Origin of the sequence: Mucilaginibacter sp. Bleaf8 (assembly GCF_018390515.1) — a bacterium.
GTDB lineage: Bacteria > Bacteroidota > Bacteroidia > Sphingobacteriales > Sphingobacteriaceae > Mucilaginibacter.
Window position 1 is genome coordinate 1,085,262 of the sequence record NZ_JAHBBK010000001.1, and the last position, 24,709, is coordinate 1,109,970.

The 24,709-nt window shown below is 41.9% G+C and carries 16 protein-coding genes; 3 read left to right on the plus strand and 13 right to left on the minus strand.

Going from position 1 to position 24,709, the window contains the following annotated elements; all coding sequences use genetic code 11:
- Positions 1-471: 471 nt before the first annotated feature.
- From KHS38_RS04840 to KHS38_RS04865, 6 genes are all read right to left on the minus strand, one after another.
- Positions 472-2,109, minus strand: coding sequence for a hypothetical protein (locus KHS38_RS04840; protein WP_213487373.1), 1,638 nt, complete (start codon positions 2,107-2,109; stop codon positions 472-474).
- 110 nt (positions 2,110-2,219) lie between these two features.
- On the minus strand, positions 2,220-2,891 hold the full coding sequence (locus KHS38_RS04845; protein WP_213487374.1) for a basic secretory protein-like protein: 672 nt from the start codon (positions 2,889-2,891) through the stop codon (positions 2,220-2,222).
- Between the two features lie 82 nt (positions 2,892-2,973).
- Positions 2,974-3,942 carry a DUF5007 domain-containing protein gene (locus tag KHS38_RS04850; protein WP_249665281.1) on the minus strand — a complete coding sequence of 323 codons (969 nt, stop codon included), beginning with the start codon at positions 3,940-3,942 and terminating at the stop codon, positions 2,974-2,976.
- A gap of 18 nt (positions 3,943-3,960) precedes the next feature.
- Positions 3,961-4,650, minus strand: coding sequence for a hypothetical protein (locus tag KHS38_RS04855; RefSeq protein WP_213487375.1), 690 nt, complete (start codon positions 4,648-4,650; stop codon positions 3,961-3,963).
- Positions 4,651-4,667: 17 nt separating this feature from the next.
- Complete coding sequence (locus KHS38_RS04860) at positions 4,668-6,155, minus strand: RagB/SusD family nutrient uptake outer membrane protein (protein WP_213487376.1); 1,488 nt, start codon at positions 6,153-6,155, stop codon at positions 4,668-4,670.
- A gap of 23 nt (positions 6,156-6,178) precedes the next feature.
- Positions 6,179-9,433 (minus strand): SusC/RagA family TonB-linked outer membrane protein, encoded by a 3,255-nt coding sequence (locus KHS38_RS04865; RefSeq protein ID WP_213487377.1) that lies wholly within the window; start codon positions 9,431-9,433, stop codon positions 6,179-6,181.
- A 1,334-nt stretch (positions 9,434-10,767) separates the two neighbouring features.
- Here KHS38_RS04865 and KHS38_RS04870 point away from each other — a divergent pair.
- The 3 genes from KHS38_RS04870 to KHS38_RS04880 all read left to right on the plus strand — a co-directional run bounded on the left by KHS38_RS04870 (position 10,768) and on the right by KHS38_RS04880 (position 16,267).
- Positions 10,768-11,370 (plus strand): phage integrase SAM-like domain-containing protein, encoded by a 603-nt coding sequence (locus KHS38_RS04870; protein WP_213487378.1) that lies wholly within the window; start codon positions 10,768-10,770, stop codon positions 11,368-11,370.
- A 1,843-nt stretch (positions 11,371-13,213) separates the two neighbouring features.
- Positions 13,214-15,493 (plus strand): GH92 family glycosyl hydrolase, encoded by a 2,280-nt coding sequence (locus KHS38_RS04875; RefSeq protein ID WP_213487379.1) that lies wholly within the window; start codon positions 13,214-13,216, stop codon positions 15,491-15,493.
- 96 nt (positions 15,494-15,589) lie between these two features.
- Positions 15,590-16,267 carry a GNAT family N-acetyltransferase gene (locus KHS38_RS04880; protein WP_213487380.1) on the plus strand — a complete coding sequence of 226 codons (678 nt, stop codon included), beginning with the start codon at positions 15,590-15,592 and terminating at the stop codon, positions 16,265-16,267.
- Between the two features lie 27 nt (positions 16,268-16,294).
- Here the strand turns inward: KHS38_RS04880 and KHS38_RS04885 are convergent, their stop codons facing one another.
- The 7 genes from KHS38_RS04885 to KHS38_RS04915 form a co-directional block, all read right to left on the minus strand.
- The gene (locus KHS38_RS04885) at positions 16,295-17,137 is read right to left on the minus strand and encodes an NAD-dependent epimerase/dehydratase family protein (RefSeq protein ID WP_213487381.1); all 843 of its coding nucleotides are present in this window, start codon (positions 17,135-17,137) and stop codon (positions 16,295-16,297) included.
- 79 nt (positions 17,138-17,216) lie between these two features.
- Positions 17,217-17,558, minus strand: a complete 342-nt coding sequence (locus tag KHS38_RS04890; protein WP_213487382.1) for a HopJ type III effector protein — start codon at positions 17,556-17,558, stop codon at positions 17,217-17,219.
- Positions 17,559-17,771: 213 nt separating this feature from the next.
- A complete protein-coding gene (locus tag KHS38_RS04895) occupies positions 17,772-19,985 on the minus strand; it encodes a GH92 family glycosyl hydrolase (RefSeq protein WP_213487383.1) in 2,214 nt (737 codons plus the stop codon).
- Between the two features lie 135 nt (positions 19,986-20,120).
- Positions 20,121-20,732 carry a phosphatase PAP2 family protein gene (locus KHS38_RS04900; RefSeq protein WP_213487384.1) on the minus strand — a complete coding sequence of 204 codons (612 nt, stop codon included), beginning with the start codon at positions 20,730-20,732 and terminating at the stop codon, positions 20,121-20,123.
- 74 nt (positions 20,733-20,806) lie between these two features.
- Complete coding sequence (locus tag KHS38_RS04905) at positions 20,807-21,865, minus strand: DUF748 domain-containing protein (protein WP_213487385.1); 1,059 nt, start codon at positions 21,863-21,865, stop codon at positions 20,807-20,809.
- Between the two features lie 96 nt (positions 21,866-21,961).
- A complete protein-coding gene (locus KHS38_RS04910) occupies positions 21,962-23,725 on the minus strand; it encodes a carboxypeptidase-like regulatory domain-containing protein (RefSeq protein ID WP_213487386.1) in 1,764 nt (587 codons plus the stop codon).
- 21 nt (positions 23,726-23,746) lie between these two features.
- Complete coding sequence (locus tag KHS38_RS04915; protein WP_213487387.1) at positions 23,747-24,709, minus strand: FecR domain-containing protein; 963 nt, start codon at positions 24,707-24,709, stop codon at positions 23,747-23,749.

Here is a 24,709-nt window from a genome sequence, read left to right on the forward strand (position 1 = left end):
GGACTACCCGCAGGACGAGCATTAACAGAATGGGCTACCGCAAAAATGCCGGATAATTTGTAAATTACTGTTTGCTTGATTTTTTATTTGCCTTCAGATCCCATTTTATCCAGCCAATCATCAAAATAAATTAGTCAATAATGAACATCTGCAGAGGTATTACAAATACAGCCAAATTACTTCCAAATTCCTGCCTTGTAACATTTAACTAATTAAACATCATGGTTGCAAATGACACATTCACCACTTTTGTTTCATTTTAAAGAACTATGTTGAAAAGAACTTAAATGAATTTGCTGTTCCATTGAAGGAAAGATTTATACCAAAAATCTTCTCCTTTAAGAGCAGCATTTTGTGTATTTCAAGACATTTTTATGTCCGGCAAGCGTACTGCAAATTGAGAATATTCTAAGTTTAGTACTTAGAATATTACAATAGTGATCAGAAAGATTCACTGAAAACGAGGTCGCCTTAGCGCCAGTCGAAATCAACTGCCTGGCCATTGAGTCTCCATTTAGAAGGAAATGGATTTTCCATCCAGTCTAAAGGCTCACCAGTGGGCTGCACTTTTGAGGCTTGGGCGAAGGCTTCTTTAACGGCAGCTTTTTGCTCAGTGCCTATTGCATCCAGTTCTGCTGAAATGAATAGCGGAGCCCCGCTTTCGGCTAATAATCGGAGCCATTGCTTGTTTTTTGCCCAGCGCACGTCTTTGGTTAAGCCCACACAGTCGCCATCAGCTGCATAAAAGGTATTGTGCTGCGGTAAGCGAAAACCCAGTGTATTAACACCCATTTTACGGGTACGGTCCCAATCTTTTCCACTAGTATCATCTCCAGTTCGATTCAATTCGAATATTCCTGCCGAAAGATGGCTCATAGTGTTACAACCAATGATATACATATCTCCGGCAGCCTCCCTAATGGAACGGTACAAATGATTAATGATTTCGGCATTGGTTTTCGTCTGGTCATTAAACTTCCAGCCCGGAGTCGTAAATTCATCCGCCATTTTGGATCCCCAGCGGCCGAATATATCATATGAAGTAAAATCGTGCTTAACCATTTCATAGCCCCATGAACGATAGGTGTGAAAATTACTTTGTATCCGCTCAATGGTTTCAGGTACAGTGGGATCGAGTATGAAATCTTTTGCCCCTTCGTTTCTGCCCTTTATTTTAGGTGCCAGCAATTCAGGTTTATCATTATCCTTTGCCACCAGGGGCCTGGTCCATAAACCCGGGCGCATGCCCAAGCGTTTAATTTCTTCGGCCATAAGGTGCATATCCTTAAACTTATCGTTGGCTTTTGAAAAATCATCACTCACCTGCCAGCCATCATCAATTACGGAAAATGGGCGATTAGAATTATCCGTTAACAGCTCGGCCATAAATGCCGTTTGGCTTTTGATACTGTTAAATGAGTTGTTGCCGTATACAGCGTACCAGTCATTGATACCATAAACGGGACTTTTGGGTAGACGCGGTTTAGTGCACATCATGCTACAAAAGCGGGTAGCCGTTGCAAAAGGTGTTTCTCCTGTTTTACTATCAGCTACCACAATATCAGCAGCATGAAGCGTTCTTTGTCCAAGCATTACACCTACCCCACCGGAATGTGTATCCAGCGTCAGCTCAATGGCGTTATTGTTAACCGTCCAGTAGCAAATGGTATCTGCACCGGTTTTTACGCCAAAACAGGCGGTATGGCGGGTATCATACAAAAGCATGTACCAAGGCAGTTTAACGCCTGCCTGAGGGGCTTTCCACGCCAGATCTCCATAAGAACGCTCCCAGTGGTCGCCCAGTATTTCAGAATAGGAAGAGGTATTGTACTTCCACTGCAGCCTAATGCCCTGCAAGCTTGCTGTGGGTGACTGAATATAAACAGCTTTTTTACCTTTACCAGCTTTAAACTCCACACGAAGGTCGTGGTAAGAAAATATGTTACCGCCGGAGTTCGTTAACTTTACCCAATTTTCATTTACCTTGGCCCACGCCTCATCCGGATGGTTAATTAAAGCCAAATTTAAGCTGCTTGCATAAGTTAGTCTACTAAATAACGTAGCGGCAGTTGCAGTAGCCGAAAGTTTTAAAAAATGACGTCTGTTCATATGGATTGCTTCTGTGATATTGTTTACGCAGCTGATCTTTTTTCTTGCTTCTGAAGGTTTGTGATAATAATTACAAGTTTGTATGATCAGTTACAGTTGAATTGGTTATGCTATATTTGGGGATGTGCTGAATAAGAAACCCATAGTTCATCAACAGTTTTACCGGTTTCTTTTTTCCAGCTCTCATCCGTAAAGGTATGACTGCGCAATTGTTCATCAAAGCTTTTCACTAAGTCAGGTTTTAATTTTTTTTCAATCCATACCAAAAAGCGGGCAGTAATACGATAAGCGTTATCATAATTTTGGCTTGGCTTATAGTCTGGCAGTTGCCAACCAGCACCCTTATTATCTACGCCAAATTTAAAGCGGGCATAATCGGCAATTCCTTCTGTTAACCATCCAGGCCCTGCCCCATCGCCATAGTCTTGTATAATATGCATTACCTCATGGGTAACCACATCAATGTCTGCGGGATGTTTCGTCATGTATTTAGAACTGAAGGTTACCCTTCCCCCACCTGTTTCTGCTACGCCATCGTAAGCTGTATCAATTATAAAGGTAACCTCTTCTGAGGTTTTTGAATTATACTCCTTTTCAAGTTTGGGATACACTTCAAAAAATGTTTTTACCAGTTTGGCTATCTCTGCTTTGCTGAATTCCGGATCTTGGTTAATAATAGTGAGCCTATATCCTTTTTTATTAATTACCTCTGTTGACTGTGCGTTAACAACGGCATGGCCTGATGAAAGTAAAAAGGTGATGAGCAATAAAAACTTCTTCATGATATTAAAGTAAACGATGTTTAAGTACTTAATATCCGGCACAAGCATTAGCTCCTTGTACCGGATACATTGAGTATATGATTTAAATTGGGTCGCGCGTAACGTGCTGCAATTTTACTGTGATTAAATATGTGCCTTCTTGAGATATCCTTACGGTAAATCGAGGGTTTGCGCTGTATCCGCGGTCTGATGTTGGTGTAAAACCAGGATCAATTTTGGCAAATTTACCCGGAATACGATAGTAAATTGTAAAACCTTGTGCAGCACCCTGGAACGGAAAAGGAATAACCTCGAAGTTACAGGTCAAGGATGTATCAGAAACGATAAGCGGATGAAACTTAGCAAAAGTTTCAAAATCGCTACGGTCACCGCGCTTTATATATTCTTTATTTTTAGGATTAAAAGCAACGCCGTTTTTATCAACTATTTTTAAAATAGCTAATGTACCACGCGGCGACAATTTTTGAACGGTAACTTTAGGTTCGCCAATATCACCGCTGGTGGTTGTGCCATCTTTAAACCAAGCGCCGCCCCCGGCGTCAATTTGTGCAACCGGGCCATCGTACAAATTAAAATTTGCAACATTGCTGTAAGTCTTTGTGCCATTTTCGTTACTTGCGCTAATGTCAAATTCATAAAGCCCTGTCGGAACATTTGCCGTAGTACCATAAAAAGTAAAACCACCTGTATGTTCATTAAACTCAAAAGCAGGTGTACTCACAATTTTGCGTCTGCTGTTAAGCAAGGCTACAGTTGTATCTACGTTTGGGTCAAACTGTGAAATGTAAACGTATCTGTTCCTGCTTTTGTAAATTGAATCGGCATGTTTATGGGTTACAGCATCTCTTATATCTAACAACTTATAAGTTACAGGGGCACTTGAGCCGTCGTTATCAACAGCTGAAGTTTCAACTACGTTGCCGCGAACGACCTGAATGGGGCTATCCCGATACCTGATTTGAGTACTTAAAAAGCCATGCGGAGCCTTCACACAGGCAACAATACTTGTAGCTATAAAAGCAACAAATATAATTATATGGTTTCTTTTCATTTTTTAAGTATGATATTATTAGTTATTTGTATCGTTGAAATAAGTAAACGTGTGGTTATTATTTAATACATGTAGTATACCCGTAGTTGTGATTATACCCGTAGTTTGACAGAGCGTGGTAAGCAGTTGACTAGGGTCTACTTGTCCTACGCCACCAATATCAACAGGCACCGGGCCCCCTGGCTTTAAGGGGACAACTTTGGTAAGATAAATATACTGCGGGTTGGTTGTAAAAATCTGACTGACATAATTAGTAGTTGGCCGCTTGTTTATCAGCCTTTTTTCGCCATCGTTTGCTGATGCATACACACCAGTTTGGGTTAAATTATCCAGTGTTAGTTTATCTTTAAACATGTAAGCCCTTAATGAATCTTTTAAAGCTGTGAAGTTCAATGAATCGAAAGTGAAAATCAGGTTTTCATCATTGGTAGTTACCCGTAGTTGCGCCTGCTTTGCCTGAACAAAGTTGTGAATAGAATAATTGGTCATTGCAAAGAAAGTCCCGCTTGAGTTTACTTCCTCTTTAAGCTGCATCTTATCGATCATTACTACCAGCGTATCAAAAGCGTGGTTGGTTTTAAGATAATCATAAGTGGTCATATCCACTTTTGCATTAAATACACTGCCGCCTAATGTGGAGTCCTTTTTACAGGAAAAGAAAACGGTTGCAGCCAACAGCGCTAGCATAAATATTTTTAATGTTTTCATTTTATAATCTTTAAGGGTTATAGCTTTCCTTGCCAGTAAGGTGTTTGCTTTAATACAAAGTCATCTTTAAACATCGTAGGATCGATAGGCCAGTAGTTTCCGCCCGCATTAATTCTCGTGTCGTCAAATCTTGAATTGTAGTCTGCAATAAAACTTGAAGTTGGATTACCAATCTTTTTAATACGTACCAAGTCATAAAAGGCATGTCCTTCGTAAAAAAGCTCACGTAGGCGTTCTTCAAGTATAGTGCGGTTAAGTTCATCACCAGTACCGCTATAATTAGCTATATGCGCTCTTTGCCGCACCTTATTAAGTAATAATAAGGCTTCACCATCGCGGCCTAAATGATTAAGTGCTTCGGCTCTTAACAGCATTATATCCGCCAAACGAAAAATGATCAGGTTATTAGATACCCTTGGATCATTTTTGGCGGATCCATCTGCATAAGTGATATTTGAAAATTTAATTGTTTGGCCATTTGATTCAGACTGGGCCTGAAAAAAGTACTTAGCGTACCTAATGTCTAAAGTATCCGTGTACAGCTTATTTACATACTCTTTATTGGTTGGCCATTGCAAATCGGTTTTTGAATAAATAAACGGAAACTTGAGCGTTGGTGTATAGCCACCGTTATTAACAGCTATACCTTCGCTTTGGCCATAATTGATATTTATTTCAAAAATTCCTTCAACCGATTTGCCCACAAAAACTTTACCGAACTGCGAGGTATCCGTAACAAGGCTGTAGCCCCCGTTGTCAATTACTTGTGCGGCGGCCTGCTCACAGGCGCTGTAGTTATGCGTCCATGCTTGTATGTGTGCTTCTAATGCAAAGGCGCTGCCTTTGTTGGCCCTTACTGCACGCTGGTTTTGATCTGTATAACCAAAGGTAAGATTATCTTCAGCTATCTTTAGATCGGCTAGGCATTGTTTCATAACATCGGCAGCTGGGCTGCGAGGTATGTTTTTGGCTTGACTTATATCTAAATCGGGTGCTAACTTTAAAGGAACATCGCCCCATACCCTACTCATATAAAAGTAAGTATATGCCCTCAGGAAATAGGCTTCGCCGATTATTCTCTTCTTATCATCCTGGTTAGTAAAAGTGTTGATAGGAATATCAGGAACTTTGTTGATTACCAAATTTATTTGCTGCAATAACTGATAATAATTTTGCCAGTTCCAATTGCCCGAACCAACGTTCAATCCCGTAAACTCACCATTTGAGATGTTATAGTTCTGGTTATCCTTGCCGGAAAGTATATTGAACTCTTTAGCGGTTGCATCGCCATACACATGGAATGACGAGTTATTAAGCAATACTGAACGTAAAAGTGCATACGCGCCGGCTATGGCTGTGTTGGCATCGGTTCCATTGGTAAAATAGGCGTTTGTAAATGTTGAGTTATGAGGATTGAGGTCCAGTATCTTCTTACAGGACGTTGCACTTATTACGCCGATTATAATCATGAGTGCGGCTGTGCATTCTAATATTCGTATTTTCATTTTGTTTCTTTTTATCAACTTAATTAAAAGCTTAAATCTAGTCCCATAGTAAACTTTTTAGGGATTGGATAACCGCTGCCGTTGTAGACACCAAAAGCATCAACTTGTTCGGCGTCAGGCACATTCGATTTTTGGAATATGTGAAGATTATCTACCATGCCATAAACTCTCAAGCGGCTTAAATGTAATTTACTTAATACAGCCGGCTTAAACGTATAGGCAAGTGACACCGTCTTGATACGCATATATGACCCATTTTCAACCCAGGCTGAGCTGACCGCAGCATATTTGTAATGGGTGCCGCTTACCGAGCTTAAAGATGGATAAGTAGCATCATCGCCTGGGTTCCTCCAATAGTTAATACCTGTAAGATCAGGAAACGCATTATTCGTAATCGCGTGGTACGGATCAGAATCCTGGTCGTCATTAGGCACTAAGTGCGACAGCTTGCCCACCAGATAATCGTTATAAATGTCGCGGCCTAAGGTGAAGGTACAGAATACAGATAGTGTCCAGTTTTTATAGCCGAAAATATTGCTAAATCCGCCGGTAAATTTAGGGTTTGGGTTTCCGGCGGGTACATAATCAGTAGCGTCCAACGTTCCGTCTCCATTTGAATCTTTCCAGATAGGATCGCCGCCTTTAAATGGATAACCGTAAAAATTTATAGGCGCTCCCGTAACGGGGTTTATGGGCACATCTTTATCCGTTTTATAAATACCGGTTTGTTGAAACAAGTTGTATTCATTGATGGGCTGTCCTTGTCTTAAAAGATATTTATCTAAATAAATGTCACGTCCGCCGTTAGGCAATGAAGTAATCTCGTTTTGATTGTAAGCAATATTAAAGTCAGTTTCCCACTGAAATGCACTTTTAGGGCTAAAGTAATGCGAAATAAATGATGCTTCGAGCCCCCTGTTTTGTGTACCGATAGAGTTGGTTACAATAGTTCGATAACCAGTAGTAACAGGCAGGTTCAGGGTAAATATACCTTGGCTGGTATTTTTAACATAAGCATCAACAACAGCATTGAAACGGCCATCAAGAATGGTAAGGTCAAAACCTACGTTCAATTGTTTCGAGTGCTCCCAAGTTAAATCCTTATTACTTAGGCCACCATTAAAATTAGGCGCTATTGCTGCTACGCCATTATAAGTGGTTGAAAGGTTTGCCCCAGTTTGGGGACTACTGCTACCGGCAAAACCGCCTGCACCAATGTTATAAGAGTTAAAAGATAAGTAGTTATCACCAGAATCGGGCTGCCTACCAGTGATACCATAGCTACCACGCAATTTAAATAAGGTAAGCCAGCTTTTTGCGAATTGCATAAATGGCTCATCGCTTACTATCCAGCCTGCAGATACCGAAGGAAAATATCCTACGCGATTACCAGGGCCAAATTTGGATGAGGCATCAGCGTTCATAACGCCCGATATCAGGTAACGTCCTTTGTAATCATAATTCAACCGCACAAATTCTGTTGCTATACCGCTTTCAATCAAATCAGAAAAAGCGGTGGAACCATTTTTATCTAACACCTTTACGATAGAAATCTGGTCGTTTGGTATACCATCTGCAGTAGCGCTGGTTGCTCTATAATTATGATATTCCATATTTTGCCCCAACAATACATTCAGATGGTGCACTTTATTTATCGTGGTATTATATTGAATATTGCTACTAAGTAAATAGTTTGCCGAATTATCAACAAAGCTTGAGGCATAGCCATAACCACTCTGTCTAACAACTCCGGGGGTATAAGTATCCCGGCGGCTACCGGCGCTTTCGTAAGAAAGAACACTGTTGAATAAGAAATGGTCAGATATCTTCCAGTCTATAGTCGGGCTGATCGTTATACTGTTGTTCGTATTGTTATCTGTACTTTTGTTTGTGCTGCCAAATAGAAAATCTCTATTGTCTTGCGTAAGATATAGATTTGATGGCGGCAACGGACTGTTTGCATAATATCCGCCTGTAAACGGATTTACATTCCCGCTGATATCACTAAGCGAAGTTGGCCTGTCAACTCTATAAAACCTTATCTGGGTACTGACTTTTAACCGGGGTGAAATGTTTATACCTACCGTGCTGTTAATTGAATAACGTTTTAATCCGGTTTTTTTAATAATACCAGATTCATCGTAGTAGTTTAAGCCGTACCTGTAGGTTAAAACGTCATTCCCGCCTGTTGCTGATAGTTCATAATTATCAACTCGTCCTGTCTGGTATAACTGACCGCGGTAATCATTAGCATTGTTAAAAGCCGGGTTTAATGTATCCGTTAGAATTTGAGGAATGTTCTTGAGGTTATCATAATTACCGTAGTGTCTTAACAAATCAAGCTTCGCTCTGGTTTCTTCGGCACCGGTAAGCACTTTATCTAGGTTGGGGCTATTGGTAATACCGTGGTAGGTAGAAAAATTGATGCGAGTTTTGCCAGCAACGCCTTTTTTAGTAGTGATGATAATAACACCATTTGCACCACGTGAACCATATACAGCCGCAGCAGATGCATCTTTTAAAATGTCGATAGATCCAATATCGCCGATTGGGATACCAGCAAGTACATCAGTACTTGTTCCCGAACCGTAATTGATGGCTGCAATATCTTCCGTACTTTGCGGAACACCGTCAATAACATATAGTGGACCGGATATTGCCCTTGCTAAACTGGCTTTCCCCGATGCACTACCCGTATTATTATCAATGTTACGACTAACAGCAGTGTTACCACGCAACACTACGTTACTACGTACACCTGGCTCGCCAGAAAAATTTTGCACGTTCAATCCTGCTACACGTCCTTGTAACAAGGCATCAAATGTAGGTGCAGGTACATCTGCAATTGATTTAGGATCAACAGATGTTACAGCCGCACTTAAAGTACGACGTGATACCTGCTGATAGCCTATTACTACCACATCTTTTAAATTCTTCTGATCGGTTTTTAAAACGACAATAACATTTGACTTTGCTCCTGTTACCTGTACAGTTTGTGATAGATAACCAATCATCCTTACCGAAATTGATTTGCCAAATTCGGCTTTGATGGTAAACGCGCCGGAAGTATTCGTAGAAACAGCTGATGAGGAGCCAACAATTGATACCGTGGCGCCGGGTAAAGGTCCGCTATTATCCTTGACAATACCGGAAACCGTCACTTGAGTACCTGCAACAGGTAGACTTTGACCATATAACTTTACAGCGTTTAAAACAAAAAAAGTAATGATTACAGATGAGCAGTAGAGGATTTTTCTTTTGTAAAAAAATTTAATCATAATAAAGTTTTAATTAATGATAAGTGTTATTTGATGAGAGTTCATCAGTAGCGATGGATTTGCGGCAGTGCCGCCATTATTTAAGTTAGTGGATTTCTTTCATGCAACTTATTAGGTTAAAGATTATTTATTTAATTGATAAAACGTTTTACCAAGTTAACGAAAACTTGGAGCAAAAAATATTAATACAAAATTCATTACTCTAAAGCTAAATCTTTAAAAGGTGAGCATTAACAGCAGCTCTCATGTCTAAATAGATATTTGTCACACACCAAAGAGCCTATATTCCATTATAGATGGCTTAGTTTAACAAGGACAGAGCAAGGATCGTTGCTTAATAAGTCCACAGCGACAATTTTTTGATGAATTTACAATAATATTCTAATACAATTCTAATAACTTTTTAATATTTTGTTAATAACTTAGATTTAGCGAGCAATTGCATTACATTTTTAGGATCTTGGGGGCTAAATAGCTGCCGGCTTCTTAAACATTGCCATTTTTAAGCCGATTCAAATAAGAAGGCGATATAAAGTTTTATCTTTTCAATGATGATTTTAGCATTAGGTATCTTGCTACACTTAACACTGGGTGCTAACATCATTAATCAGCTATAAATCGTAAGGAGGAATGAACCTTTGCCAAAGTATCTATAGATATATCAAAATTGCTTCCATTATTTAGGATGCCCATAGATACAAATTAGCTCATTTACGCTTTACTGAATAATTCCGAGACCGAAAAATGGGCAGAGATTTGAAGCAAGCAGGTTTCACGAAAGATTAACTTACCCTTATAGTCACGCCATTTGATACAGAGGCAAAACAACATAAGTTAACACCGAGTTGGCGCATTATATAATTAATATTGTAGCCTATCATTTCGTGCATTACCGATTTTGGTGTAAAAAACCTGAAAGAGCATCAAACACCTAATTTAAATTTACGCTATTTAATTATTTTTGTTGCAGCATTTGCAGCAATAGTAAGGCAAAAATAAGAGGTGAGTAATTCGGTGATCCAAAAACCTCTTTAAGATATTAGCAATCAGCCATTTACAAATAAAACATAAAAACCTCTGGCTCCACTGAGTAGGTATCAAAACCACTAAAACCCTTCAAACGTTATGTTTGAGGGGTTTTTTATTACGTTTTGGTTTCATTTGCTCACCTTTGAACCGCCATTTTGGTAACTATTCTGGTGAGCAGGTCACTTTACACTAAGCTGCTCACCAGGACATCATAAAATCATTGACTATCAACGATTTCACCGAGCAAACACCTTGTTTGAACTATGCTGCGAAGTTAATTTTGTTTAACCTTTAACAGCTTTCTTATGACTAAAAATGTCGCTATTCTCTTTTATTTGAAAAAGAGAGCAAATGCCAAAGAGCAGAAAGCTCCGGTTTACATAAGAATAACTGTGGACGGACAACGTGTTGAAATTGCAACCGGTGAAAGAATTGAGCCCAGGTTATGGGATCCTAATGAAGGACGAGCGAAAGGAAGAACGTCCAACATTGAAGAAATTAACTCAAATCTCAGCAGGCTTGAGATGAGGATTAACGACACGGCTCGTTATCTTAGGGACTACGACGAAAAGATTACGGCTGAGAAAATCAAAAACAGATTTCACGGTAAAGTTGAAAAACCGATGATGGTAGTTGAGGTTTTTCAAGAGCATAACCGAAAAGTCATGGCCCTGGTTAATCGTAAGTTTGCTCCTGCAACTGCTACCCGGTATGAAACCACCTTAAAACATACCATTGATTTTATACAATGGAAGTACAATAAGAAAGACATGCGAGTTAAACAGTTAGATCACCATTTTATTACGGAGTTTGAGTTTCACCTCCGGTCTGTGAGAAAGTGTAATAACAATTCAGCATTCAAGTACATTAAGAATTTTGGCAAGATTGTACGTATTTGCTTTGGCTAACGGCTGGATAACAGTTAATCCGTTTTTGAATTACAAAATTAAAATCAAAAAAGTTGACCGCCACTTAGCTTGTCGCCGGATAGCTGAAGCGTTTTAGAAAATCGTTAAGCTCTGTTTCATGAGGAAATAGTTTATAGAATTCTTCTGCCGCTATTGCGCTGGAAAAGGTCACTTTTGAATTATTCGAGAAAACTTTGACCTGATCTGCCCAATTAAGAATCGATCGAAAGCCAAGGCCCTTATTGCCAATCATCTGCTTCTTGCCACGCTTAGTGCTTAGGTCCCGAATCATTAGTGATCTTATGCCTTGGCCGCTGAAAGGCTCACCGGTATTGCTGAAAGTCAGTTTTCGATGACCGTATCACCGTATCTAAGTTAATTTGAACTCTATCTGCGCCAGTGTCGTCGGCATTTTGCAGCATCTCTAATAATTGGCGGCCATCGTAAGCTCTTATTAGTTTTTCTTCACCTTGAAAATCACTGACAATCCTACTGGCTGAATTAGAAAAGTCTTATGATTTTCATTTATGTAACCGAGAATAAGTTCGTGGTAATTTTTGTTGTGACGTAGCATTTTTAGGCTGTAGGTATAAGTCAGTAAAATACTATTAATGGAGATAAGTTATCAAAAAAATTAATGCTATTAAATTTTCACTATCGCAATTCGTTTACGCCAATACTTGTTCTTTATTAGTCAGCCTTTAAGATTTACTTATAGACTTGTCGAAGCTCAAACACACATAAAAAATTTATTAATTCTAATTAATTTTTGTATCTTTAGGTCAATACGCTAATTAGCATAATTCAAGGGTCAATTAGTGGCCATTTGGTGAGCACCCGGTGAGCAGGGTTATTAACCGACAAAAAATATCGAAAGAGAACCTTTAACGCAATTTTTCACGTTCCCTCCAGCTCCACTGGAAAGCAAGAACGAACGGAAGGCATCTTTAAAAAGACTTCCGTTTCTATTTAAAGCTATATCTTTTGGGTTAAGAAAGGTTCCATGTATTATATTTTATTTACACCGAATTGCATTAACCGATTTTCATCGCTTACACGATGCCGATAGGTCTAAATTTCATTGTATAACAGAAGACCTACTGTGACGGCACCCACCCTATCATGCTGCAGTACATGTTTAACCGGAAGATGAAGGTAATGTACCAAATCAACCACTACCTAAATGAAAAGCATGTTAAAGCCCTACATAACCTCCACGCTATAAAGTATGCTCGCCTTGTTAAATCTCAGTAACAAAATTTGCAAGACAGGTAAAACTATTTTGTTATCCTAATTCTTGGTTGATATAAAATTAGATTTATAGTAGCTACTGCTTTTGATAACTAATTGTGGGCATTCAACGCGTAAACAACTTCGGAGTTGCAAGTAGGGGAACGGTTAAGAGCAGCGTAAGCATTAAAAAATAAATATCGCTGCGCTACTTGTGTGTCCTTGAGAGTTTACCTGCGTAGTTATCTATGTAAAAGCGTAGGCATGCCGCCTTTCGTATTTAAATTAAAGTAGTTGAATTAGGAGCCTAGAAAGTTTACGACCGCATTGCTTGCAAAACAGGTGAACATGGGAAGCTGCTTTCACCGCTATTTTTTTAAGCTACGGAAAATAATCAGCTCATCTAATTTCACATCTGATGACTCGGCTATATGTAGACAAATTCAAGATCAAGCATATGGCAATTCATCTGTACACATTAAACCTATACACATCAACGTAAACTGCACAACCGGTTTTAACCAAGACAAAAATCAACACAACCGTTAAAAATTAAATTTTTCATACCGTATTCAGATAATCTTTACTATCTATGAGCAATCTATAAAATACCATGAAAATTTTTACGGGTCGAAATATTTGTATATTCCTGTTGTCCGCTTGTCTGTCTGCATCAAATGCAAATGCACAAACCAGCAAGGAACCTGTTGATTACGTTAATCCCTACATTGGCAATATCAGCCACCTGCTGGTGCCTACTTACCCAACCGTTCATTTACCGAACAGCCTGCTCCGCGTTTATCCCGAACGTGAAAACTTTACCGGGAACACGATCAAAGGTTTGCCACTGATGATTACGAGCCACCGCGGAAGTTCGGCATTCAGCCTTAGCCCCTACCAGGGAGACGTATCCGCTATCCACAACGTAATGGATTATGGCTATGACAACGAAGTGATCAAGCCTTATTATTACCAGGTTGATCTGGATGATTACGGCATTAACGTCCGGTACGCACCTTCACAGCAATCGGGCATTTATGAAATACGTTTCGAGGCCAACAGCACAGCACCCTATCTGGTTGTGAACACCAAAGACGGTGGACTTACTGCCAGCGGCAATACGATAAGCGGCTATCAGCTTTTGGACAACAATACCAAGGTTTACATTTATGCCGAATCGGATATCAAACCTGTTCGGTCCGGACAAATAGAGGGTGGCTCCATTGATGCTAAAAAGCCCGCTGCCCAGGGTAAAAACGCATTCATCGCACTCCAGTATCCGGCAAAAACACCAGTGATACATGTGCGTTATGGCGTATCCTTTATCAGTGCAGACCAGGCTAAGAAAAACCTGGCCCGCGAAATAAATAACTATGAAGTAGCTGCTGTAGCAACGCGAGGCAGACAGCTTTGGAACAATACGCTAAGTAAAATCAGTGTACAAGGCACAGACGAAAATGCGAAAACCATTTTTTACACCTCTCTGTACCGCACTTATGAACGCATGATCTGCATTTCGGAAGACGGCCGGTACTTTAGCGCTTACGACGGCAAAGTACATAATGACGAAGGTACGCCTTTTTACACCGACGACTGGGTATGGGATACCTACCGTGCCGTACACCCGCTAAGAGTTATTTTGGAGCCCAAAAAAGAGTCGGATATGATCAACTCTTACCTTCGGATGGCCAGCCAGATGGATAATCACTGGATGCCAACTTTTCCGGAGGTAACCGGCGATAGCCGGCGCATGAATGGCAATCATGCTGTTGCCACCGTGATTGATGCCTACAATAAAGGTTTGCGGTCTTTCAATATGGAACAAGCTTACCAATATTGCAAGGCAGCCATAACCGAAAAAACGCTGGCACCGTGGTCGGGTAAAAAAGCAGGGGTGCTGGATCAGTTTTATAAAGATAACGGCTACTTCCCGGCCCTGGCAAGCGGCGAAAAAGAAACCGCACCCGAAGTGCATGGTTGGGAAAAAAGGCAACCTGTGGCCGTAACCTTAGGTACTGTTTATGATGAATGGTGCCTGGGAAACATCGCACAAAATCTTGGTAAAACGGAAGATGCTAAGTACTTTTTGCAAAGGAGCCTGAATTATCATAAAGTATTCAACCCCGAAACTAAATTCTTTCACCCCAAAGACGCACAAGGGAAATTCATAGAACCCTTTGATTACCGGTACTCGAGCGGCATTGGCGCCAGGGAAGCCTACGATGAAAACAACGGTTATGTATACCGGTGGGATGTGCAGCACAATATTGGCGATTTAGTAAACATGCTTGGCGGTAAACAAAGCTTTGTGGATGGTTTGGAAAACATGTTCAGTACGCCGCTGGGCAAAGGCCGACCTGACTTTTACCACCAGTTTGGCGATCATACCGGCAATGTGGGCCAGTTTTCAATGGGTAACGAGCCAGCTATGCACATACCTTATCTTTACGCTTATGCCGGTCAGCCGTGGCGTACGCAAAAGCGCGTTCGTAATTTACTGAAAGAATGGTTCAGAAATGATTTAATGGGTATACCTGGCGATGAAGATGGTGGCGGTTTGACCTCTTTTGTAGTGTTTTCACAAATTGGCTTTTATCCGGTTACGCCAGGCTTGCCTATGTATGTTATCGGTAGCCCAATGTTTCAAAAGGCAACCATCCAGTTGGGTGGAGGCAAAACATTTACGGTTGTTTGCCAAAATTACTCGCCCGAAAACAAGTACATACAATCGGCAAAGCTTAATGGCAAAGTTTGGGATAAGTCCTGGTTTGCACATGCAGAGTTGATGAAAGGCGGTCAGCTTGAGCTGGTAATGGGCGCTCATCCGAATAAAAACTGGGCATCGGCCGCATCATCCTTGCCACCTTCTTTCCAAATGCCTGCGACAAACTAAATTTAGCATACTTACATCGCAAAATATGGCGCTGTGATAAGGTTGATCGAAAATAGCTTCGACCAACCTTATCACAGCTAACCTAATTATTATAATATGGTCCACCCTTTAGATAATCCAATCTGGTCGGCATTAAATACCGGCAATAAACACTTAGCTCTGGGCAATGATTTAGCTAAGCACTTTGAGAGTGATGTGGCTCTTTTTGTAGCCGTTAAAAATAATGAGCGCGAAGCTTATCAAGCCTTATGGAATATGATTGAACATGATCAGACCGTAGTTGCCTTTTCTAAAGAGAAGCATATTGATGCAGCGCCCTGGAGTTTGATTAACCGGATAGATGGCTTGCAAATGCTGTTTGAGGGAGCAACGCCCCTACCCAACAACGAGACAGAAATAACTGCGCTTATAGAAACTAATGTGCCGGCCATGCTGGCACTAACACAACTGGTACCGCCCGGACCTTTTTATAAGCAAACCATCCGGTTTGGCGGGTATGAAGGTATTTTTTCGGGAGAAGAACTTGTTGCCATGGCCGGGCAACGATTTCATAGCGGTCCTTACGTAGAAATCAGCGCGGTATGCACACACACCAACCATATGGGCAAAGGCTATGCCCGGCAGTTAATTAACAGCCAGATACGCCGGATACAAGCTCAAGGCAATACACCTTATTTGCATGTACGGGCCGATAATACACGTGCCATCCAGATATACCAGGACTTAGGGTTTGTTACCAGAAGCGAGATGAACTTTTATATTTTGAAAAAGTAAGTAGGTGGCGTAGCTCCTACAATCGGTTCAGTTATGGATTAAATAATCGAAAGTGAACTTAGGTGAATAACCCAGTAGCTTTTTTGCTTTCTCAATAACATAAACACGATCAATACTTTCAGGGAACGACCAATTGTTTGCCTGATAAATTGCCCCCGCTTCGGGATATAGCTTAAGGATAACCGCTGCTGGGTTATCCTTAAGTGTTTTCAGATCACTTTTAGAAAAAGTACTGCTGCTTGCGATATTCATAATCTCGAAGTCTTGGAAATGATGCTGTAGTGCTAAATAAAGAGCTTCGGCACCATCGCGTTCGTCAAGCCCCCTGTATAAGCGATGATTTGCCTGTAGGTTAGCAGCCTCCGGCAAAAACCGGCCAACGCGGTAAACGGAAGTCTGCAGCCCTTCTTTATAAAAGAAGTCTTTGCACAGTTGCTCAGCGGCTTGTTTAGTAATATCGTAAATATCTCTTGGCTGTGCGGCCAAATCCTCGTTCACCCAAACCGCCTGGTCTGGATCAACCATTGCAGTGCCATAGATCGACGTTGTGCTGATATACAAGAACTTTTTAACGCCTTGTTGTACAGATGCATTTAACAGATTTAACGTTCCATAGATATTCGTATCTATAAACGCCTCTCTTGGATAATTGAGATCAGAGTGTTTACCATGAATGGCTGCGGTATGTATTATGGCATCAATACCCATGCAGGCCTTCTTTACCTCATCCTTGTCCTTTATATCCAGAATAAGATCGGTTGTAGCGCCCGGCAGCAAATCTACCCCAACTACCACGTTGTTGGTCGACCTCAACTTAGCCACAACTGCTTTGCCCAGCTTGCCTGCTGAGCCGGTAACCAGTACTTTCATCAGCTAACTTTTCAAAATAAAACGAGCGCGTGCACCGCTTCAAAACTACTTTGTGAAACTTTGATCTAAAACCGGCAATCTATTTTGCAAGCAATGCCTGGCCCTCAAAAGCTATACCGGGCCAACCATGGGCCATAAACTGCCTGATGTTTTGATGGTCTGCTCCATCCGGGTTTGCCAGCACAGCTTGATAATGCTCTGCAAACAACTGAAGGGTATCATCTTTACTCAAATCGTTAATTTGTGCAAAAGCAAACACCTTGGCACTGCCTTGATTTTGTGTTGCCTCGTTGTAGGCATCGCCGTTTTTAAATGCGGTTGGCTGATGCTGATAGTACGTTTCTATAAATTTAATAACATCATTAAAAGCGACTGAACCTGCTTTTAAATTTTCAAGTAAGGCGAGTAATTGTTCTTTCATGTGAAATCGTTTTTATCTAAAAAAGTAAATTCAAATAGCTAAAGTCTGTAAAAGTTCCTGTTGGTAATGACCTATCACAAACAGCACCGGCAAAAGTACAACACAGCTTAGTCTTATCTTAATAAATCTATTTATAAGAACATAGTTAAATATAACAAAAGAGCCAGCGGTTATTACCGCCGGCTCTTTCCGGTTTTTAGTAGCTTTTATTTGTTAATTATCCATACTTAACTGGTAGGCTTTATTAGGCCGTGGCCCCATTACAAATTCAAGCCTGCCGCCGCTCAATACATCTTGGTGAGTGATGTAAGCTTTGTGATAAGGTTTGCCATTGAGCTTAACACTTTGAATGTATACATTCTTTTTGCTGTTGCTATTAGCCTTGATCGTAAACTTGCCTTTAGATGTGGTGATAATAACTTCATCTGCCGAAGGGCTGCCAAACACATACTTACCGCTGGCTGGATTAACCGGGTAAAGCCCCGCAATGCTCCACACGCCCCAGGCACTCATCTGGCCGCAATCTTCGTTGCCTGCATAACCATCGGGCCGGTCATGATACATTGAATCAACAATCATTCGTACTCTTTCCTGGCTTTTCCAGGGCATACCTGCATAGTTGTATAAATAAGCAATGTGGTGACTCGGCTCATTACCGTGAGCGTATTGGCCAATCAGTCCGCTTACATCAGGCGACTGATTAGCTCCGGTCATTTTGGAACTTACCGAAAACAGGGAATCTAGCTTTTGTACAAAACGGGTGTTGCTGCCATATTTCATAGCCAGCCCCTTTACATCCTGTGGTACAAAGAAAGTGTGCTGCCACGAGTTCCCTTCAGTAAACATGGCTTTGTCAGGATCGTGTTCCGAGAAATACGGGTCGAACGGTGTTACCCAACTACCATTGGCATTTTTAGCACGCGCAAATCCAATGCGGCTATCAAACAGCTGCGCCCATGAGGCCGACCGCTTCATGAAATAAGCATAATCATCCTTATACCCCAACTTTTGGGCAACCTGCGCAATACACCAATCGTCATAAGCGTATTCAAAAGTTATGGTAACGCTGCTGCCAAACTTATCCTGCGGTATATATCCATATTGGCGATAAAAATTGGTACCCCTTATATCTTGCATAGCGCTCTTTTTCATGGCTTGGTAAGCTTCCTGCGCGTTAACATTTCCAATACCTTTCAAAATAGCATCAGCCAGCACCGGTACAGCATGGTATCCCGTCATGCAATTGGTTTCATAAGTACTTAGATCCCAAACGGGCAACAATCCATTTTCGCGGTAAAAGGCCAGCATGGTGTTGAGCATGCCGCTGTATTTTTCGGGCTGCGTGATGGTAAGTAATGGGTTTAAGGCCCTGAAGGTATCCCAAAGCGAATACTCTGTATAACGCTGCATGCCTGCCGGCATTTGATGCACTTCGCCTTTGGCATTCTGATAACTGCCATCCTGATCTGAATATAATGCAGGGGCTACACAGGTGTGATAAAGGGCCGTGTAAAACACACGTTTTAAGTGAACATTTTGCGTGGTGATTTGAACTTTAGCCAGCTCCCGCTCCCATTTAGCCTCGGCCTGCTGCTTTACGCCATTAAAGTTCCAGCTTTTAATTTCATTTAATGCGAGTAATGCCTTATCAGTATTCACAGAGGATAAAGCTACTTTAAGCATCACCTTATTTTGCGTTGCTGATGTAAACTGCAACTGGCCAACTACGGATGCTGCTTTTGCTTCTGCACCGTTTACCGCCTGCCTGTCAGCCTTCAGGTAAAGCTGTTTGAAAGGCACCGAAGAGCGTACTGCAAAATAAACGCGCTGTATGCCAGCCCAACCTGTGGAGTACCGATAACCTACCAGGGTAGAATCGTTCAACTGCTTTAGATAGGTTTCGGTTGGCTTATCCCAGTTGATATGAAAACCCAGATTAATTTTCACCACCGGAGCCACCTTGGCCGGAAAGGTATAGGCATGCAGGCCGCAACGCTCAGTAGTGGTTAAATCGGCCGTGATGCCATTATCCATCTGTACGTGATAGTAGCCAGGACTGGCTTTTTCGCTGCTGTGCTTAAAGGTGGTTTTGCCATGATCGGTAGTATCGGTGTTCAGCTCGTTTTGCGGCATCACCGAAATATCGTACCAGTCGCCAATACCGGTACCACTTAAGTGGGTATGGCTAAACCCGGTGATGGTACTATCGCCATAATAATAACCACCGCACCAGTCCCAGCCGCCACGGCCATTATCTGGGCTTAGCTGCACCATTCCAAAAGGCACTGTAGCACCGGGAAAGGTATGACCATGACCGCCCGTGCCTATAAACGGATCCACATACTGGGTGAGCTTTTTCTGCGCATTCACATGAACTGCCGAAATAAGGCAAAGCGATGCGATGAAGTATTTACTGATTTTATACATATTTAAGTAAGTATGCTTTTTACTATAAACGCAAAGCGGAGTAGTTATGCTACCCCGCCCGCATTAAAATTAGACATTTATGGTTAAATTCTTTTTTAAGCATCATCCGAACGAAAGCGTTCATCATCCGAGCTTTTACTTTTTCAGGAACATCAGCGAGGCGGCAGACCCGCTTCCCAGTGCTATGCCCCCGGCCACATCGGTTGGGTAATGTACGCCCAGGTACATACGCGAATAGCTTACCGTGCCTGCCCACAGATAGGCCGGTGCAATTACATACCATTTGGGGTAGGCCAAAGACAAGCTTGTGGCCGTTGAGAAGGTAGATGCCGTATGCCCCGACGGAAATGACGTGCTCCCGGCACGATACACAGGTATAATATGCACATTATGAATAAAAGGTCGCGGACGTTTAACAAAGTGCTTGATAACCGACATTAAGCCATATGATAGCGCGGTACTACTGGCCACAAATAAAGCGTTTTGACGCATTTGCTGATTGTTGGAAGCTATGCCGCCAATAAGCAAGCCGGCAGGTACACCAATATCGCCGTATAGCTGGGTGTTGGTCATAAACCTCAGAAACTTCGTTTTTTCGGGTGTACGACCTTTTGCAATATTGAGCAGCACGCGATCATCCCAAGGCGTGGGTGGCACTACTTCCTGAGCATAAGTTGCATGCACGGTTATCAATATAGCTAACCCAAATAAAGCGCCCGTTAAGTACCGGTTTAATGTCAAAGGCATAAGGTAAAGATAGCCGATTGATTTACGCTGCTGCCTGCACATCTAAAATATTACACAAGTGTGTTTGCGTTAGTTTAGTCCAATGTATTATCAATACCTTGTGTAAATGCCTTAATGAAAGCATTTTTAAGTACGCCTATAAATGTTTTCCAGCCGCTGGTTTTGGGATCGTTGAAGCTTCCGGAGATGGGAACTTTGGTAGCGATCTTTTTAGTTTTAGGATTTTCAACCGCCTTGGTGAACAAGCCAACAACAGCTTCTTTGGCTGCCTGGAAAATACCGCCTTTCTTTTTTACATCCTTTTTCCAGTTAAGTACCTTTACATTTTTAATAAACGGCTTTACATAACCATTAAAGCGGCCGTTGGTAGCCTTCAGTTCACTGTACATATCCAGTGTGCCTTTTTCAACGTCTATTTTACCCTTTGCCTCAATGAAATCATTCAAGCTGGTTAATTTGACACCGGTAAGCCGGGCATTCAAATCAAAATCAGGAAGTTCTTTGAGCACATTTACTTTCATGTCCATTTTTAGCTTACCGCTACCAATGGAAGTGCCTGTTAGCCACACGGTAGAAGGCAAGGGTGTAGCTGCCTTTTCCACATTAGCCAGGTTAAGTGCGGTAAGCTGCATGTTGTCGATGTGGAGGTTTACATCCGGACTGGCTTTGAAATCCAGGTAAGCCACGCGCCCATTATTGACTTGCAGCCGGTTAACGGTCATTGGCATTAACGCTTTTACAGTCTCCGTCCAGTGTTCTTTGGATGGCTCTTCCGACGGATCGTGCGTGTTGGCCAGCAGGTGCACTTTGGGTTCATTCATTATCACCTCTCCTACCAATCGCCCTTTAAACAGCGATTTCCATTCGATAGATAAATCCGTATGCCGTATCTGAAGCGTGGGATATTTTGCAGCATCGGTATTTTTTTTCAGTACCAAACCATCAATGGCGTAAGCGCCTCGTATCAGATGAATATCAATATCATCAACGTGCCCGGTATAGCCCGGAAGGTTGTTCAGCTTGCGGTTCACGTAGCTTTTCACAATGGAAGGCAAGGCCAACCGTACAATGATTACCAGCAAAACAAAACCTATAATAATCCAGTAGCGCTTTCTGAGTTTTATCCCATTCATACCATGAAAACTGGTATCATGCAAATTTGTTTATGCAGGCCGGTTTATGGTTTATTCATAATGGCGCTACAGAACTTTTATTTTCGATTTTTAGGGCTACAAGATCGTAACGCCGATGCTCCACCCTAACCAACCTTTAGTGCGATCACTAAAATTTGCAAATGCCAACTTATGATTCAGCAACTTGCTATCATTAAAATCATTCTGGTTATTGGTATATACAGCATAAGACGGCCCTGCAAAGAGACCTACCCACCTGTTTATACGATGATGATAATACAAAGAAATCTTATTGAGATAGCGGTGCTCCTGATAATCAGAAAAGAACAGTGTCTGAAAAGCGCCCTCGGCTCCGATCATTGCGCTTTTACCCAATATAAAATCGTGGCCAAATGCGGCACCGAACATGACCAGATCCTGCTCCGGGCCGAGATTCCGACCAGCCATGATACGTGTATACAGTAAGGAATTACCGCTTTTAAATGAAATGTTTGTATTGCAAACCTCGTCCGTATATACGGCGAACTGGTGATAGCCGTTGCGGGACAGGTTTACCAAGCCAATGGCTACGCCATCCAGCGTATCGGCCAAATTCAATAAGCCGAAATGCGTGCCGCTAAGCCGATGGGCATAGTTAAACAAGCCCGCAACCTGCACGCCTTTAGCCGTGCCACGGGTAATGTTGCCTACACCAGCCACTTGCATACCTGCGCTGTGGCTGTTATTGATATTGAGTGATCCTGCAAATTGTATAACCTCAGAAGTATTGCCCACTACATTGACCAGACCTGCTGCCTGCGCCCCTTTGGCCGTACCATTTACAAAGTTGAAAAGGCCCGCCATTTGCACCCCTTTCAAACTATCTTTGATAGAATTATTAAGACCAGCCGCTTGCACTCCATTTACACTTTTAAAAACGGTGTTGCTTAAACCGCTTAACTGCACACCAACCATGGTACCGCTGGTTAGGTTAAACAGACCAGCAGCCTGCACGTACTTAACATCCTGCCGGTTAATATTAAACATTCCTGCTAATTCGACCCCGTTAACCCCGGCTGTATAACCGCCAATCAGGTTTAATGATAAGGAGTTTACAATCTGGCTGCTCATTAAACCATGACTGCTAAGGCCCGGTGTAATGGATGTTTGTACCGGCACCGTGGCTATAAAATTACCGATATTAAGGCTTTGAAGCCGTTGCCTGGAGGATATAAACATGCGCCCGAGCCAGCTTTTTTCCATACTCCTGAACGAAGTGTCTGTGCTGTAATACTGCCTATGCGGATCATTGGTAATGCGTACAGCTCCCAGAATGTTAATACTCGTATCCTTATAAAGCTCCTTGGTAACCGTTAAAGTAACCGGCCCGTTATATTTTATTTTGAGCTTAAAGTATCCGTTTTTATCTGTGAGGGTTGACAATAGTACGTGATGTTCATAAACGCTGGCTCCGCTTAATTTGTATCCTGTTCTTTCATCAGTTACATAACCGGTTATAATGTAATTTTTATCCTCATCTGCATTATTATCCGGAAAAACGGCAAGCCTGTAAGGGGCCGGGCGCAAAATGATGTAGCCAGGTGTCTCCTTATAATCTACCTTACCTTCAAAAAGCCTGTCGAGCAGTTGGCGTATGGGTACGTAGTTTTCCGTAATAGTAACAGCACTGTCTACCGCTACCCAGTTGGAGGTATAAGAAAAATAAAAGCAGCCCTGCTTCCCGATTGATTTCAAAAGGTCGGCTATTTTTTGGTTCCTTACATTAACAGAAACTCTTCTTTGCAGGTTTTGCTGTGCAACTGCAAAGCCACATGCAGTACTAATGCATATGGCCAGCAGTATCCAAAAGCGATGCTTCATTCCGGGATAAGGTTGATTTTACTATTGTATAAATATATGATCGCCTTTTTTATTGATGCGTACACGGTAAGTTTCACGGATCACTTCCAGGTTTTGTTCCAGGTTTCCGTAGAGCAGCGTTGTGTTGAGCAGCATATTAGCTAATTTTTTATCGGGTACCGTAATCTTAACATGGTATGCCGCGCTCAATACCTCGGCTACCCGCCATAGCGGTGTTTTATCCGCCACAAATTCATTGGTGCGGTAATAATTATATAACTTGTCATTAGCCGCTTGTTTGTGGTACTTCCCTGTACCCGAGTCAATCCATAGCTTTTCTGCCGGTGTTAACTTTACAACCACCTTTTTGCGTATCACCTGTACAACGCCTGTTTCTACAATAACTTCGGTAACGGCATTCATATTTTTGATATTGAACGAAGTACCTACCACGCGCACCTTCACATCATTAATACTGATAATAAACGGCTTTTGCTTGTTGTGCGCTATATCAAAAAACGCCTCACCTTTTTTCAGTTCAACGTTGCGAACATTGCCGGCAAAAACGCGTGGGCAGGTTAACACGGTTCCCTTATTAAGAGTAATTACCGAACCATCTGACAAGGTATCCGTTTTCGCCTCATTAATAGCTTGCAGCGTAAGCATTTCTTCTTTCTGAGGCTTCCATAAGGTATAGATGCCTACGGCTATGCCCGCTACAATCAGCCATACAGCGGCTATGCGCACCCACCTAAGCGGGTTAAGTTGTTTTACAGGCGCATCTTGTTGTGGTTCTTGTTTTGCAACCAGCTGTTTAAACTCATGCCAGGAAACATCAGGATCCAGGCTGCTTTGCACTTTCAGCTCTTTGCTGGTATCCCATATCAACTTGAAATGCTTAAAATAGCGCCTGTTATCTTCGCTTACCGCAAGCCACTCCTCAACCCAGTGCTTTTCGCTCAGGGTGGCTTCGCCCAATATATATTTAGTTAATAACTCATCCAT

Bases quoted from the DNA above. Each gene is read 5' to 3' on its own strand.
- KHS38_RS04840 (WP_213487373.1), bottom strand. From the start codon at position 2,109: ATGAACAGACGTCATTTTTTAAAACTTTCGGCTACTGCAACTGCCGCT.
- KHS38_RS04845 (WP_213487374.1), bottom strand. From the start codon at position 2,891: ATGAAGAAGTTTTTATTGCTCATCACCTTTTTACTTTCATCAGGCCAT.
- KHS38_RS04850 (WP_249665281.1), bottom strand. From the start codon at position 3,942: ATGAAAAGAAACCATATAATTATATTTGTTGCTTTTATAGCTACAAGT.
- KHS38_RS04855 (WP_213487375.1), bottom strand. From the start codon at position 4,650: ATGAAAACATTAAAAATATTTATGCTAGCGCTGTTGGCTGCAACCGTT.
- KHS38_RS04860 (WP_213487376.1), bottom strand. From the start codon at position 6,155: ATGAAAATACGAATATTAGAATGCACAGCCGCACTCATGATTATAATC.
- KHS38_RS04865 (WP_213487377.1), bottom strand. From the start codon at position 9,433: ATGATTAAATTTTTTTACAAAAGAAAAATCCTCTACTGCTCATCTGTA.
- KHS38_RS04870 (WP_213487378.1), top strand. From the start codon at position 10,768: ATGACTAAAAATGTCGCTATTCTCTTTTATTTGAAAAAGAGAGCAAAT.
- KHS38_RS04875 (WP_213487379.1), top strand. From the start codon at position 13,214: ATGAAAATTTTTACGGGTCGAAATATTTGTATATTCCTGTTGTCCGCT.
- KHS38_RS04880 (WP_213487380.1), top strand. From the start codon at position 15,590: ATGGTCCACCCTTTAGATAATCCAATCTGGTCGGCATTAAATACCGGC.
- KHS38_RS04885 (WP_213487381.1), bottom strand. From the start codon at position 17,137: ATGAAAGTACTGGTTACCGGCTCAGCAGGCAAGCTGGGCAAAGCAGTT.
- KHS38_RS04890 (WP_213487382.1), bottom strand. From the start codon at position 17,558: ATGAAAGAACAATTACTCGCCTTACTTGAAAATTTAAAAGCAGGTTCA.
- KHS38_RS04895 (WP_213487383.1), bottom strand. From the start codon at position 19,985: ATGTATAAAATCAGTAAATACTTCATCGCATCGCTTTGCCTTATTTCG.
- KHS38_RS04900 (WP_213487384.1), bottom strand. From the start codon at position 20,732: ATGCCTTTGACATTAAACCGGTACTTAACGGGCGCTTTATTTGGGTTA.
- KHS38_RS04905 (WP_213487385.1), bottom strand. From the start codon at position 21,865: ATGAATGGGATAAAACTCAGAAAGCGCTACTGGATTATTATAGGTTTT.
- KHS38_RS04910 (WP_213487386.1), bottom strand. From the start codon at position 23,725: ATGAAGCATCGCTTTTGGATACTGCTGGCCATATGCATTAGTACTGCA.
- KHS38_RS04915 (WP_213487387.1), bottom strand. From the start codon at position 24,709: ATGGATGAGTTATTAACTAAATATATATTGGGCGAAGCCACCCTGAGC.